The organism is Shewanella sp., from assembly GCF_047975355.1.
Lineage (GTDB): Bacteria > Pseudomonadota > Gammaproteobacteria > Enterobacterales > Shewanellaceae > Shewanella.
Window position 1 is genome coordinate 30,917 of record NZ_JBKEDJ010000053.1, and the last position, 13,002, is coordinate 43,918.

The window sequence follows — 13,002 nt, forward strand, 5'->3', positions numbered from 1 at the left end:
ACAATAAAACTTAGGCATAAAGAAAATTACCATGTTGTATCTAAAAACTAATAATTATAAATATTTAAAGGTGTTCTCAGCCTATCGGACCCTATTGGCGAGTCTGGCGTTATTATCGAGTCAGGCTGCCATTGCAGGGTCTCAATCGATCATGATTACCGTGTCAAAGGGATTTGGTTTATCCCTTTATGCCTCCGATCTCGGGGATGCAAAACAGATTGCCATGGGGTCGAATGGCACGCTATTTGTGGGTTCAAATAAGAGTGGCATTGTGCATGCTCTGGTAGACAGCAACCAAGATGGTCGTGTCGATAAGCGTTATGTGATTGCCAAAGGCCTGGAGTCCCCCGATGCGATAGCTTTCCGTAATGGCGATCTTTTTGTTGCCACTGAAAATCGTATCGTGCGTTTTATTGATATCGAGCAGCGCTTACGTCGCCCCACTCGGCCAAAAGAGATCTATAGCGATCTACCTGAGTCAGATAAGAAAAGTGCCCGTGCGATGAATTTTGGCCCCGATGGCAGGTTGTATGTTTCTATCGGCGCACCGTGCAACGTGTGTGAGGCGGGGGCGCCCTATAGCAGCATTATTGCGATTAATGTCGATACGGGGGCGAGTGAGCAGATTGCACTTGGCGTTCGCGATGCGACTGGATTCGACTGGTCTCCTCAAGATGGTAAGTTATGGTTCGCCGATCAGGGACGCGATTGGATGGGGGATAACCTACCGCCCGATGAAATCAACCGGGTCGATGTCATTGGTAGCCATTATGGTTTCCCGTATTTGCATGCCTCGTCCGTGGTAGAGCCTGCCTACGAAAAACCTAAGAATTTAAAAATTACCGTCCCCGTGTATGAGCTGCCGGCCCATGTTGCTCCAACGGGCCTCGCGTTTTACCGTGGCAAGCAATTCCCTGAGATCTACCATAACCAATTGTTTGTTGCTGAAAATGGTTCTTGGAACCGTTCAAGCAAAGTAGGTTATCAGATCGTCATGTTGAAACTCGAAAATGAACAGGTCGTAAGCCGTGAAACGGTAGTGAGTTTTCTTGATGGCGAGTTTCCCGTTGCCCGTCCCTATGCTTTGTTATCTGGGGGAGATGGGTCAATGTACATCTCGGATGATTTGAAAGGTAACCTGTATCGGCTGTTCTATAGGGATGGCGATAATACTGAAGAACCACAGGAACTAGAAGAAAATGAGTGACGCGATCAAGTTAAGCTTAGATGGCGTAGAGCAAATGCCCCTGCGGCGCTTTACCGAAGAAGCTTATCTGAATTATTCCATGTACGTCATCATGGACCGAGCCTTGCCCCATATCGGTGACGGTCTCAAGCCGGTACAGCGCCGGATTATTTATGCTATGAGTGAGCTCGGTTTATCGGCTCAGTCAAAACATAAAAAATCAGCCCGTACAGTCGGTGACGTATTAGGTAAGTACCATCCCCATGGCGACAGCGCCTGTTATGAGGCTATGGTACTGATGGCGCAGCCATTTTCCTACCGTTATCCGTTGGTCGATGGTCAAGGTAACTGGGGGGCTCCAGACGATCCTAAGTCCTTCGCGGCGATGCGTTATACCGAGGCGCGCCTGTCCAAGTTCTCCGAAGTCTTATTGTCTGAGCTTGGGCAAGGTACAGTCGAGTGGGGCGCTAACTTCGATGGCACCTTGAAAGAACCTAAAGTACTGCCCGCACGTTTACCGCATATTTTACTCAATGGTATCACTGGGATTGCGGTGGGTATGGCGACGGATATTCCGCCACACAACGCCAGAGAGCTAGTTAATGCCTGCGTGGCTTTGCTTGATGATCCTAAACTCGAGCTTGAGCAGTTGATGGGTTATGTGCCTGGGCCAGATTATCCGACCGAAGCCGAGATTATTACCCCGTCTGCCGACATTGCCAAAATCTATGAAATGGGTCGCGGTTCCTTAAAAGCCCGAGCAGTCTATAGCGTCGAAGCTGGTGAGATAGTGATCACCGCACTGCCACATCAAGCCAGTAGCGGTAAGATTTTAGAGCAGATCGCCGCTCAGATGCAGGCGAAAAAACTGCCTATGGTAGCGGACTTACGTGATGAGTCTGACCATGAAAACCCTGTGCGACTGGTGGTTGTACCGCGCTCAAACCGCGTCGATTGCGATCAACTGATGGCGCACTTGTTTGCGACCACAGATCTTGAGAAAAGCTTTAGGGTAAACCTTAACGTATTGGGCCTCGATGGTCGTCCACGTGTCAAAGGACTGAAAGAGCTATTAACCGAATGGTTAGAGTTCCGTGTCGATACCGTTAGACGTCGTCTCGAGTATCGCCTAGATAAAGTCCTAGCAAGGTTACATATCCTCGAAGCCTTGATGATCGCCTTCCTTAATATCGATGAAGTGATTGAAATCATTCGCTTCCACGATGAGCCAAAGGCCGAGTTAATGGCGCGCTTTAACCTGACGGATAGGCAAGCCGAAGCTATCCTCGAGTTAAAATTACGTCATTTAGCCAAGTTAGAAGAGTTTAAAATCAAGGCTGAGCAGGATGAGCTTGAGGCTGAGCGTGAGAAATTAGAACAGCTATTAAGCTCAGATCGCCGCTTAAAAACCTTGATCAAGAAAGAATTAATTCAAGATGGCGAAACCTATGGCGACGATCGCCGCTCACCGATTGTTGAGCGCCATGAGTCCCGTGCCTTAACCGAGCAAGAGCTGACGCCGAGCGAGCCAGTGACTGTGGTGTTATCTGAAAAAGGCTGGGTGCGTTGCGCTAAGGGCCATGATATCGACGCCGAGTCTTTGTCCTATAAGGCGGGCGATCAATATCTATGCAGTGCGATGGGGCGCAGTAATCAGGCGGCGGTATTTATTGATTCATCGGGACGCGCCTTTGCGACCGACAGTCACAGCCTGCCATCGGCGAGGAGCCAAGGCGAGCCGATCACCACGCGCTTTAATATGGCGCCGGGTGAAACTATGCAGCATGTGATTTTGGGTGAAGACGAGCAATGTTTCCTGCTCGCCACCGATGCAGGTTATGGTTTTATCTGTAGTTACAATGATATGGTGTCACGTAACAAGGCGGGTAAAGCCCTGTTAAGCCTACCGACGAATGCCAAGTCCTTATCGCCGAGACCGATTGACCGCAATCGCGAGATGTCGATTCTAGCCATCACCAATGAAGGACGTATGTTACTGTTTTCATTGGAAGCATTACCACAGTTGTCTAAGGGTAAGGGTAACAAGATTATCGGTATCCCGAGTGAACGTGCTAAGAATCGTGAAGAGCTGATGACCCACTTACAACTTGTGCCTGCTGACACTTCGGTCACCCTATGGGCGGGTAAGCGTAAACTCACCTTAAAACCGAGCGATTTAGAGCATTATCGTGGTGAACGTGGCCGTCGCGGCGCCAAGTTACCGCGCGGGTTACAACGTGTTGATAGCGTTGAATTAGGCGAAGGTGCAGAGGTTTTACCAAGCATTTAACTGGTAATTTGAGCTTGCGTAAGCTGTAATCGAAGTTAATCAAAGCCACTTGAGTGGCTTTTTTATGACTAGAGTTATGCGCTAAAGAATCACTTATCTTAAATACAAGGCATAAAAAAACCTACCGCAAGCGGTAGGTTTTTATTAGCGAATATCCGAAAGGATATTAGAAGTCGTAACGTACACCTACAGAGAATACGTTGTCGTCTTGTAAGTCAACTTTGTTACCCGCTACGACATGATCACCACGGTACATTGCGTATTGGCCATATACCATAGTTGATTTAGATAAACGGTAGTCTGCACCAAGGTTAACGTTTTGTACGCTGATATCAGTACCAGTTGCGCCACCTTTGTTTACGTTTTTGTAGTAGTTACCGAAACCAGCTTCGTCTGAACCGTATTCAGCTTTCAGGTTAACACCGTTTAAGGTGTAAACAACGTTCACAAAGTAAGTGTTACCGTCAACAGAGCTGTCAGTTACGCTTTCAGAGTTTTGGAATAAACCACCAACTTTGAAATCACCAAATTTAACTTGAGCTACACCACGGTACGCGTCAACACCAGCGATACCTTTGTTGTAAGCAACTGCTACATAGTAGTTTTGCTCTTTAAACTTGCTATCACCCAGAGTCGCGCTCAGAGCGTATAAGCTTTCGTTAGTTTTAGCAGTAGTGTCATTATCGTCGAACAGGTAAGTTGCGTTTAACGTCACTAAGTTAGCGATTTTTGGAGAGTAGTACCAAACACCGTCAGCGCTACGAGTTTGAGCACTTACTAAACGGTCGATATCCGCGTTGGTGTTACCAAATACGTCAACCGCGCCTTCAGCTTGTTTGAATACAGTGTCGTTACGACCCACTAACACAGTACCTGCGTTAGTTTTTAAACCTAAGTAAGTGTTACGAGCTTTGAAAACATCACCAGAGCCAGAAGTGTTTTCAACTTGGAATTCCATTTGATAAACAACATCATAGCCATCAGCGATCTTTTCAGAACCTTTAACACCTAATAGAGAGAAGTTGTTTTCTAAATAGGTACCAGCGTTGTTCTCATCGGCATAGTTTGCGTCTAAGCCGTTAGTACCAGATTGTAGAGTTGCACCTGTCTCAGTATTGGTTACTGCAAGCTCTAAACGACCGTAGAAGCTTGGGCCTTCGGCTAGCGCGCCGAATGAAGCCAGTGCCAGTACTGATGCAACTGATGCAGAGATGAATGTCTTTTTCATGTTTTGTGCTCCCTCGAACCTAAGTTCTTTTCCATTTTTCATGGTTTTTGTGTGGTTTAACACATTTGTTACTGGAATCGGTAACAAAGTTGCCGCCGATTTTTACAGTTTTACGACTTGCAGGCTGTGTTGCAGATCATGTTTTTGGCTCTCCTTGTCCATATTCGGGGTTTTTTAGGATATTTCCGTATATCTCAACCGCAAATTGGAGTGAAAGTGGTAAAACAGTATTTTTCACTTACTACTAAAGGGGTAGGTAAAGCGCTGTGGCTTAAGTGAGTCGGCGAGGCTAACTGTAGCATATACTAATGTTGTCGCAAGTTTGTCATAAATGGGGAGAGAGAGTGCTATTTAGTATGAGGTACAATAAAAAAGCGGCCAAAGCCGCTTTTTTATCAAATATCATCACTTTTGAATTAGGATAATACTATTAGAAATCAATACGTAAACCTACAGTAAACACATTGTCATCTAAGTCTTGTTTTGTACCTGCTAGCATAAGGTCGCCGTCGAAGCGAGTGTAGTGACCATAGACCATAGTCTTAGTACTGAGCCGGTAATCTGCGCCTACACTGAGCTGTTGAAGGTCAACATCGCTGACTTGTTCAAGGTTGCCACTGTCCTGACTGCCAACAAAACGGCTGACATATTTACCTAAACCTGAGTCATCTTTGCCGTAAACCAACTTAAACTTCACATCGCCCATCAGGTAAGCAGCATTGACAAAGTAGGTCTCACCCGAGAGGTTGGAGAATCTGTCATCAATATGCTCACTGTGCTGATAAATCGCGCCAAAGAGGAAATCGCCAAATTTTGCTTGGGCAACACCACGGTAGGCTTCGATGTTTTCGATGCCATCATTATAAGCCGCCGCAACATAGTAGTTATGGGCTTTAAAGGTCTTGTCGCCTAAAGTGGCGCTTAAGGCATACATTTGATCTTGGCTATAAACTTCGTTGCCTTGGCTATCACGTTGATCATAGTTATCACTCATCAAATAGGTGGCATTGAGGGTGATAAGATCGGCGATCTTAGGAGAATAATAGGAAATGCCATCGGCAGAGCGAGTTTGGCCTGCCAGTAACAGGTCGATGTCAGCGTTGGTGTTGCCAAACAAATCAAAGCCGCCTTCGGACGCTTTAAATACTGTATCGTTACGGCCAGCTAATACGGTACCAGCAACGCTTCTAACGCCTAAGAAGGTATTACGCGCATTGAAGGTTTTATTCGAGTTATCAAAGTTTTCTACGCCAAATTCCATTTGATAAATGATATCAAAGTATGGACTTACGCTTTCAGAGCCTTTAACGCCAACCCAAGAAAAGTTGTTTTCGAGTACTGTGCCATCTTTCTGATTTTGAGCGGCATAACCTTTTTCTGAATCGGTAATACTCAGATCGACATGGCCATAAAACTCTGGGCCATCGGCTAGGGAGCTAAATGAGCAAAATGCGAGACTAGCGGTAATCGCTGTAGCGAGCAGATTCTTTTTCATCTTCATTTTCCTGTACTTATATCATTATTTTTATGCAGCAAGAGTTACCTCAATCCGCTGCGGAGGGTGGAGCTTTGGTGCTCGCAGTGTGACAGGCAAATGAAATTAAAATGTGATCTGGATCATTGGATATTGAAATGGCCATGTTTTTAACATCATGTTTTACAAGCTTAAAACGAACTTTTAATCTGATTTTACCTAATGTATGCGCCTATGATTCAGGAAAGTGTTAATTACTACATTCGCCGCACTTTTGTATCTGAGTGCAACTTGACGGTGCTTGGCTGAGATAGATTTCGGTTTTTTGCCCAAATCGTATAAAATCCACTGCGCATTTTTATTGCGTTATGCTGCTGTAGATTGTTTTTCGCATCCTCTAAGGGCGGCCATTGTTAGTTAGATATAAGGTAAGTATTGATGACTGAAGCCTATCAGAATCGCTTTGGTGGCATTGGCCGCTTGTACGGGCAAAAGGCGCTCGCTAAATTTGCCACCTCCCATGTGGTGGTGATTGGCATTGGCGGCGTTGGCACATGGGCGGCGGAGGCTTTGGCGCGCAGTGGTATTGGTCAAATCACCCTGATTGATTTAGATGATATCTGCGTGACTAACACTAACCGTCAAATTCATGCACTGACAATGACAATCGGTGAGTCTAAAGTGGCTGTGATGGCGAAGCGGATCCGTGCGATCAATCCCGATTGCCAAGTCAATGAAGTCGAAGACTTTATTACGGTCGACAACCTTGGCGAGTATTTGCTTGGGGCAAAGGCGGGTGGCAATATTGATTATGTAGTTGATTGTATTGATGCGGTTAAGCAAAAGGCGGCGCTGATTGCTTGGTGTAAACGTCAAAAAATCAAGATAGTGACAGTTGGCGGTGCGGGCGGGCAAACGGATCCGACGCAAATTCAATTAACCGATCTGGCAAAAACCTACCAAGATCCTTTATTAGCCAAAGTGCGTAATATTCTGCGCCGTGAATATAACTTCTCTAAAAATGTGCAGCGCCGTTTTGCCGTCGATGCGGTGTTTTCCAGTGAGCAATTAGTTTACCCCCAAGCTGATGGCTCAGTCTGTAACAGCAAGGCAACGGCCGAGGGCTCTATGCGTATGGACTGTGCCTCTGGCTTTGGCGCCGTCACTATGGTGACAGGCACCTTTGGCTTTGTAGCTGCTAGTCGTGTACTTGCTAGGCTCGCGCAAATTGCAAATGAATAAGTTGCGAATTAATAAGGTGTGCACTTACCTTTAACAACAAAAATCCACAGCCAATGCTGTGGATTTTTGTTTAGTGGCATTAGCGCCGCTTCTTACTTTCCTTATAAAAGAGCACTCGTCATTTTATAGGAATGACTCTCGATCACGCCTTGTTTTGCGAGTATGCGCTTGCTAGAGCGAAGCAACCCAGTCCAGTCTAGAAAAGTAAAATAGCCAAGTTATCAAATCGCAAAGTCGTGGTTTGTGGTGAGTTTGGGAGCGTTGCATTGGGTGAGGGGAATACGGATATTGAATTTTGCTCCTCCGAGTGCCGAGTCCGCTTGATAGTTCATGGTGCCTTTTAGCAGTGTGGCGGCATTAAAGGCGGCGGATAAACCTAATCCTGTCCCACCTTTACTCCTGTTGGTGGTAAAGAAAGGTTCGAACATATGCTCTGCCACCTCGGGCGGAATCGGGATACCATTGTTTTCAATACTGATATTTACATAGCCTTGCTCTAACTTGGCTGTAATCTGAATTTGGTTATTTTGCCGATCTTGGAAGGCATGGGTGAAGGCGTTGGAGAGAATATTGCTAACGATTTGATTGAGTAGGCTGACATTGGTTTGGATGTTGAGTGCAGGCGCAACCTCTAGCTGGGTTTGTGCTGTTAACTTGGGATACATTATTAAGGTCGATTCTAAAATCTCCTGCAGCTGACTTTTTAAATTAATGCATTGATGTTCTTCGTGACTCCGATCGATGGCGATCGTTTTAAATTTTTGGATAAGACTGCTGGCTTTGGTGATATTACGGACTATCAGCTCACAGCTTTCCTGATACTCATCTAAAATCGCATTGATTTCGTCGAGAGTGGCATGCTCGCTGTGAATAAGAACAATCAGCTCCTCGATATGGTTCAGTTGAGTGCTGGCCGCCGTCAAACAAATGCCGATCGGCGTATTGATCTCATGGGCAACCCCAGAAACGAGCCCGCCCAATGCCGCCATTTTTTCCTGCTCGACTAACACCTGCTGCGCCCGTTTCAGTGCTGTCAGTGATTGTTCTAATTCCTGGGTTCTTTCTTTGACTTGCCTTGCGAGTTCTTCCTTATAGCTGCGCTCGAGTTTTAGCAAGCGTTCTCTGTCTTCTAAGGAGGTTTGCAGTTCGGCTTTTGAACGTTTGAGGGCTTCAAATGAGCCGCGTAATTGTGCCTGCATGCTATTGATGGCATCGGCTACTTGGGTAAATTCATCGAGTTTTTGTTTGCGATCAAAGGCTAATGGTTCCACATCTGTATCGAGATCGATACGCTTACAGTAATTACTGAGTTTGTCTAAGTGCTTAGTGATGTTGTACCAGACCAAAAATAGAATAAACCCAGCCACCAGGAAGGTTTTAATACCATTGGATAGCAGGATGAGGATGGCTTTATCGTAGAGGCGTTGATAAATGGCATCCATATCCACTTGTACTTCTAAACTGCCGACATTGATATTATCTGTGGGCGACTTATACACCAGAGGGAAGGTTTTACTGAGAGTATTAGTTGGTTTCTGAACGCCAGAATTCCACGCCTGGCCACTGTCGTCTTTGATCGAAATATAATTGATATCAGGTAGTTGGATAAGGCCATTCAGTTGAGTATTAATCAGTCTTTCATCTATCACCCAGATACTGGCGGCGAGTACATCGAGGTTGGCTTTGTCAATATTGGAGAAAACACGGTCGATGCGAGTGACGTCGCTACGGTAGTCGTTAACCAATTGGTAGGCTGTGGTCATTAAGGTAATCAAGGAGCTAAAGAGTACGATAGACAAGGTGAGATGCCTACCTATTGGGCTTTTGAGAAATTGGCTAAAGAAAGTTGGCATCTTAAATTATCTATAGCTAATAGCGAGTTGGATGCTTATAAGCATAGACTCAAGCATTCTGATTGTGCATTTTATCCCCATGAAATATCCCGCAATTTTGACCGATAGAGTGGCATTAAACTTGCTTTATGCCGTTAAAGTTCAATTTTTTGTCGCCGGGATAACATTATGATTAAACTCAAACTGGATTCAGTGAAATTGTTTAGCCCTAAAAGGATGATGTTTCGGGTCATGTTGTGGTTAATGGTAAGCTGCGCTGTGTTGTTGGCGCTCCCATCCAACGTGCTCGCCATGCTGGCTTTGGATAAGTTTGTCCCCGAGCATGCTCACTTCGTTGGCCTTGGGTTGATTATCTCAATTGCTTATTTTTTAACGCAATTATTGAATCTTGGCTTAGATGAGTCGATTCGTCACTTAAGTGATAAACGAATGATTGAAACCATTGAGGCTAAGGTCAATCTGATGGATCGTGCCGAGCGCGCCTTATTACGGGAGTTCTTTTTACAGGGCGCCACCATTTTGACATTGCCGCAAAATGAGCCCGCGGTAAAAAGTTTGCTTAATGCCTGTATCCTCGAATGTTTAGGTAACGAGCGCCATTATGCGATTCAAGGGCCTACGGCGGATTATAAAATTTCGATGAAGGCTCGCATGTATCTCAATCGCGGAGTACTGCGTTTACCCGCGGGAGAGCCGAGTCAGGAAGAAATGCAGCATTTGATTAAAGCGCGCCCGCAGTTTTTAAATGGTTTAGTGCAAAACCGTAAACACGCCGCTTGATTCGGGTTGGGATGTAAAGCGGAAACCGCAGGCACAAAAAATGGGGGTTAGCTTAACCCCCATAACAACGTGCAATTTTTACAATGAACAGAATAACAATTTGGAAGCAAAAACTACGATTGTTGCGCGGACTTCACGATGAACATCCAAGTGATATAAGAAATTATCCCTATAGTGCTAAAGATAACGATCATTGAAAGTAAACCAATTGGGTTACCGAACATTAAATCTAACCAAAATGCCATGATTGAAATCCTCTTTCCTGTGAAGTCCCCTCTACACTAGCGCCGTTAGCGGCAAGAAATACTGATCTTGATCAATAAAAAATCGACATCTTAAAACAATGTTGTAACTACAGTTTAACCCTGTGATCTAGCTCAAATTTAGGCTTGAGTGAAATAGCACTAATCTCGATTGTTTTAGCTTTGTTTCTTACTCTATTCGGGACTAGTCTTAAGGGTATAGGGTACGAAAAAATAATTAAACGATACAAAGATCTGAGTGTTACAAACGAGTTGACTCCGAGATTCAACACTAACTGCATTTTTGAAGGAGACAAGAATGGCTGGCAACAGTTTCAAAAACGGCACTATGGGATACGGCATTATCTTCGCGCCCATGGTCTTACTTTTATATCCATTCTATTGTTTAGTGACGAGCGCGTATTGGGGCGCTGCGCTTTGCTTAATTGCCCTTGCCGTGATTCTCTTTTTAAATATTAACAAACTTATCCGTAATTTAAGGCACTTAGAGCGCGCTGCCCATCATTTAGGTGAGGGGGATTTAAGTTATCAGCTCGATGAAAAAGATGCGGGTGTGTTTATTATGGTCGTCCATAGCATCAACCGCATGGGGGAAGATGTCAGCCGCACTATCCTATCCTTAGTTGATACCAGCGAGTGGATGAAAAAAGTCGCGACCGATATCAAAGCGATCAGTGAACAGGCAAAGCAGGGCGTCCTCGAGCAGGAACGGCAAACCGAACTTGCAGCAACGGCCATGACGCAAATGGTCTCCACAGTACAAGAAGTATCACAAAATGCTGCCAGTACGGCTCAAGCGGCAGATATTGCCCAAGGTTCGGCTAAACACGGTGATGAGTTAATTGGTACTATCGTAAATAAAATCAACGATATGAAATCGCAAATTCACCAAACTAGAAACGTTATCGAACATCTTGCCGCCGACACTAATAGCATTAGCAGTATTATTGAAACCATCTCCCAAGTGGCAGAACAAACTAACCTGTTGGCGCTCAACGCGGCAATTGAGAGCGCACGTGCTGGTGAACATGGCCGTGGCTTTGCGGTCGTTGCAGACGAAGTACGCAACTTAGCCAAACGCACCTCAGAGGCCACTGCCGAAATTCAGCAGCAGATTACGATGCTGCAAAAGGGCGCGCAGCAGAGTGTGGAAGTGATGCTCAAGAATGTCACTATTGCCGATGAAACCGCCCTGATGGTGGAGCAAGCTCATCAAGCGCTCGGCGATATAGTGACGCAGGTCGAGAGCATTACCGATATGTCCCACCAAATCGCGACGGCTTCGGAGGAACTGCATGCGGTTGCTGAGGAAATTAACAAAAATATCAGCGTGATGGCGGAGCTTGCCTTAAAGAATGCGCGTCATACCAATCACACTAATTTATCTAGTCTCAAGGTATATAACATGTCGCAGGAAATTGGCTCTTTACTGCATCGATTCCATGTTGATACCAAAGTGTTCGACTCTAACGAAGCCCAGAGCAAGTTATTCGTAAAATGGGGGCCGGAGCTTGATATAGGTATGCCCGAGATCAACCGACAACACCAACGCTTAGTCTCATTAATCAATGAATTACATCGAACCTTAAGTGAGGCATACGGGCTCGAGGCTATTAAACGCATCGTTCAAGGGCTGGTGGATTACACTGCTAACCATTTCTCCTATGAAGAAGAGCTGTTTGCGCGTTTTGGTTATCCACAAACTGTTGCCCATAAAGAAAAACATGCGCAACTCGTTGGTCAAGTGCTTGATTTTCAAAAGCGGGTAGCTAGAGGTGAAGATGTGGCCGATGAATTAATGGCATTTCTAAAAGCATGGCTGGTCAATCATATTCAAAAGAGTGATAAGGACTACACGCAATTTTTGCTTGCCCATGGCGCTGAATAAGAGGTTAGAGTTTTATCAGAGTTGGATTTTTGAGCGGTTAAAACTAATTTGCCAAAGTGTCTCTGAAAAGGGCTTGCCATTGTCAAAGGCAAAGGTATAATTCCCAGCACTTAGAGCCAGCTAGTTGTTTTTGTTAGCTCTAAATCTTGATGCCAGAGTGTTGAAATTGGTAGGCACAGTGGATTCAAAATTCACTGTGTTACAATATCAAATTCACTAAGCTGTTGATTAAAAATGTTAATTGAAAATGATTAACACGCAAAGACGATGCAAAGATTTGCAAAGTTTTTGAAGCTCCAAAGTTGTGCCAGAGTGGTGAAATCGGTAGACACAGTGGATTCAAAATCCACCGCCCTTAAAAGCGTGACGGTTCGAGTCCGTCCTCTGGTACCATACATACAGCCGACATTAAGTCGGTTTTTTTGTATCTAAAATCCAGCATTGTTAGATACTTACCGCTTTAAATCCCGCTTTTTGTTGGTACGTTTATTTCCCTAAATATCACCACTCTGCACATACCGATCTAGGTTAGATCTTTAATCGTCGTGGTTTTCCCATTCTCCATTACCGACTTGATCCCATGGTCTCTTGCTGCGGTACTCGAATACCTTTGGCTAGTGCCAATGATCTGATGGTTCGCGGCTTTTAGGTTGAAGTACGGCTTATCGTTTTTTGCCACTTCATTGGCATATCGGGCTTCGAGAGGGGAGTTGGTTTGAACGGATTCGATACCATTCATGGCACCACTCTTACCCGTGTAGAGTTCGCTGGTGAGGATGACTTCTCCGTTACCAGCCT

At 45.2% G+C, this 13,002-nt stretch carries 10 protein-coding genes and 1 tRNA gene; 6 read left to right on the plus strand and 5 right to left on the minus strand.

Annotated elements, in window-relative coordinates; translation table 11 throughout:
• The first annotated feature begins 31 nt into the window (after positions 1-31).
• On the plus strand, positions 32-1,207 hold the full coding sequence (locus ACK5NH_RS14415) for a PQQ-dependent sugar dehydrogenase (protein WP_416921119.1): 1,176 nt from the start codon (positions 32-34) through the stop codon (positions 1,205-1,207).
• Complete coding sequence (gene parC / locus ACK5NH_RS14420) at positions 1,200-3,476, plus strand: DNA topoisomerase IV subunit A (protein ID WP_416921121.1); 2,277 nt, start codon at positions 1,200-1,202, stop codon at positions 3,474-3,476. Before ACK5NH_RS14415 ends, parC begins: the two co-directional genes overlap by 8 nt.
• A 166-nt stretch (positions 3,477-3,642) precedes the next feature.
• Here parC and ACK5NH_RS14425 read toward each other — a convergent pair whose 3' ends face one another.
• Together ACK5NH_RS14425 and ACK5NH_RS14430 are read right to left on the minus strand one after the other, a co-directional pair.
• Complete coding sequence (locus ACK5NH_RS14425) at positions 3,643-4,704, minus strand: porin (RefSeq protein ID WP_416921123.1); 1,062 nt, start codon at positions 4,702-4,704, stop codon at positions 3,643-3,645.
• A 430-nt stretch (positions 4,705-5,134) separates the two neighbouring features.
• Positions 5,135-6,199 (minus strand): porin, encoded by a 1,065-nt coding sequence (locus tag ACK5NH_RS14430; RefSeq protein WP_416921125.1) that lies wholly within the window; start codon positions 6,197-6,199, stop codon positions 5,135-5,137.
• 417 nt (positions 6,200-6,616) lie between these two features.
• Between ACK5NH_RS14430 and tcdA the strand changes: the two genes are divergently transcribed.
• A complete protein-coding gene (gene tcdA, locus ACK5NH_RS14435) occupies positions 6,617-7,420 on the plus strand; it encodes a tRNA cyclic N6-threonylcarbamoyladenosine(37) synthase TcdA (protein ID WP_416921127.1) in 804 nt (267 codons plus the stop codon).
• Between the two features lie 221 nt (positions 7,421-7,641).
• On the opposite strand, the gene ACK5NH_RS14440 is transcribed toward tcdA, so the two are convergent.
• Positions 7,642-9,273 (minus strand): ATP-binding protein, encoded by a 1,632-nt coding sequence (locus ACK5NH_RS14440; RefSeq protein WP_416921129.1) that lies wholly within the window; start codon positions 9,271-9,273, stop codon positions 7,642-7,644.
• A 168-nt stretch (positions 9,274-9,441) separates the two neighbouring features.
• Here ACK5NH_RS14440 and ACK5NH_RS14445 point away from each other — a divergent pair, with 168 nt between their 5' ends.
• Positions 9,442-10,053 carry a superinfection exclusion B family protein gene (locus tag ACK5NH_RS14445; RefSeq protein WP_416921131.1) on the plus strand — a complete coding sequence of 204 codons (612 nt, stop codon included), beginning with the start codon at positions 9,442-9,444 and terminating at the stop codon, positions 10,051-10,053.
• A gap of 113 nt (positions 10,054-10,166) precedes the next feature.
• On the opposite strand, the gene ACK5NH_RS14450 is transcribed toward ACK5NH_RS14445, so the two are convergent.
• A complete protein-coding gene (locus ACK5NH_RS14450) occupies positions 10,167-10,298 on the minus strand; it encodes a DUF3149 domain-containing protein (RefSeq protein ID WP_011715898.1) in 132 nt (43 codons plus the stop codon).
• 316 nt (positions 10,299-10,614) lie between these two features.
• On the opposite strand from ACK5NH_RS14450, the gene ACK5NH_RS14455 reads away from it, so the two are divergent.
• A complete protein-coding gene (locus ACK5NH_RS14455) occupies positions 10,615-12,204 on the plus strand; it encodes a bacteriohemerythrin (protein WP_416921133.1) in 1,590 nt (529 codons plus the stop codon).
• 306 nt (positions 12,205-12,510) lie between these two features.
• Positions 12,511-12,597 (plus strand) — tRNA-Leu (locus ACK5NH_RS14460).
• A gap of 130 nt (positions 12,598-12,727) precedes the next feature.
• On the opposite strand, the gene ACK5NH_RS14465 is transcribed toward ACK5NH_RS14460, so the two are convergent.
• The coding region (locus ACK5NH_RS14465) for a YegP family protein (RefSeq protein ID WP_416921135.1) at positions 12,728-13,002 on the minus strand (275 nt) is incomplete at its 5' end.